A 1,826-nucleotide genomic window follows, 5' to 3' on the forward strand; every position below is an offset into this window, starting at 1 on the left:
GGGCGGGAGGGGGAAGGCTTTTTATTGGGCGTCGGTCAGGAGCTTCCAAACGGCGTCCTGGACGTAGTCGAGCTCCTCAAAGGTATTGAAGGGGCCTACCGAGAAGCGGACGGCCCCCTGGGGGAAGGTACCCAGGGTCCTGTGGGCCATGGGGGCGCAGTGGAGGCCGCAGCGGGTCTGGACGCCGTAGTCCTGCTCCAGCAGGAAGGCAAGCTGGGCGTTGTCCATTTTTGCGCAGTCGATGGACACCACCCCGGTGCGGTTGGCCGGGTCTAAAGTACCCAGCACCCGGATGCCGCACTCCTCCAGCTCCATGAGCCGGGCCCACAGGTGGCCGGCCAGCCTGTGCTCCCGGGCCCGCAGGGCCTCCCCTTGCTCCGCCAGGTAGTCCAGGGCGGCCCCCAGGCCGAACACGCCGGGCAGGTTGAGGGTGCCCGCCTCCAGCCGGTCGGGGAGGTAGGGGGGCATGTCCAGGGATTCGGACATGCTGCCGGTGCCGCCGGCCAGCAGGGGCTCCAGCTCCGCCGCCAGGGCGTCGGTGACCACCAGGCCGCCGATGCCCTGGGGGCCCAGCAGGCCCTTGTGGCCGGGGAAGGCCAGGCCGTCGATGCCCATGGCCGCCATGTCCACCGGGAACACCCCCAGGGTCTGAGCGGCGTCCACCAGGAAAAAGACCCCCTTCTCCCGGCAGATGGCCCCCACCTTTTCAATGGGAAAGAGGGTGCCGGAGAGATTGGAGCCGTGGCAGAGGACCACCGCCCGGAGATCTGGGGTGATCTTTTCCGCCAGGCCCTCCAGCACCAGCTCCCCCCGGTCGGTGCAGGGGAGATAGTCCACCACAACGCCCTGCCGCTTCAGCTGCTCCAGGGGACGAAGAACCGCGTTGTGCTCCATGGGTGAGGTGAGCACCCGGTCCCCCGGCCGCAGCAGACCTTTCAAAAGCAGGTTCAGGCCGGCGGTTGCCCCGGCGGTAAGCACCACGTTGCGGGGATTTGGCCCGTGGACCAGGGTATTGAGGGCTTCCCGCACCTCCAGCACCCGGCCCGCCGCGTCGTAGGCCCGCTGGTAGCCCCCACGGCCGATGTTGCAGCCCACCTCGGTGATGAATCGGGCCATGGCTTCCCCTACTCCGGGGGCCTTGGGGTAGGACGTGGCCCCATTGTCCAGATATACGCTCCGCATGGCGGACGCCTCCTATACCTTATTATAATATGGAAAAGGGCGGGCAAAGGCCCGCCCTCCTCAAAACAGGGTCTCAACCGGCAGACGGACCTGGCAGTTCTCCCCGGGCAGCCGGGGCAGCAGCCGGGCCAGGGTATCCGCCGTACCCGCTCCGTCGTCCAGCAGCACCCGGACAGTGCCGTGGAAGCCCTCCAGAGAGGCCAGCAGGGCATTGCACCGGTTGTAGGCGCTGCGCGTGTCCTCCAGCTGACGTGCCTGGCCGGTCCACCAGGCCCAGCCCTCCTCCGTCAACCCGGCGGCAAGCTCGCTGCCGCCGTTTTCCAGGTAAACGGTATGGCTGGTGGTGTGGGCCAGCCGGGCCAGCAGGGTCCCGCCCAGCTTCAGCTCCTTCCGGGCCTCCCCCAGAGTATCGGAAGCCAATATGAATCCGATCTGATGACCGCTGCCGGAGATCTGCCGCAGCTGCTCTCCGTAGTCCTCCAGCTCCGAGGGCCGGAACAGGAACAAAGCCCCCACATCGGAGATGGACAGCTGCTCCAGGATACCGTCCAGATCTCCGCCGCCGGTACACAGGAAGGACAGGTAGACGATCAGCTCCTCCCGGTCCTCGTCCTCGTCATCCCGATCCGGCGTGGGGGCGGGGG

At 67.6% G+C, this 1,826-nt stretch carries 1 protein-coding gene and 1 pseudogene; both read right to left on the reverse strand.

The window, feature by feature from the left end:
- Positions 1–21: 21 nt before the first annotated feature.
- Entirely contained in the window at positions 22–1,182 is a 1,161-nt protein-coding gene (locus tag H6B51_RS16870; RefSeq protein ID WP_204884757.1) for an aminotransferase class V-fold PLP-dependent enzyme, read from the reverse strand.
- A 60-nt stretch (positions 1,183–1,242) separates the two neighbouring features.
- Positions 1,243–1,826: pseudogene (locus tag H6B51_RS16875) on the reverse strand (hypothetical protein); the annotation flags it as partial.

Source organism: Pseudoflavonifractor phocaeensis, from assembly GCF_016901955.1.
GTDB lineage: Bacteria > Bacillota > Clostridia > Oscillospirales > Oscillospiraceae > Flavonifractor > Flavonifractor phocaeensis_A.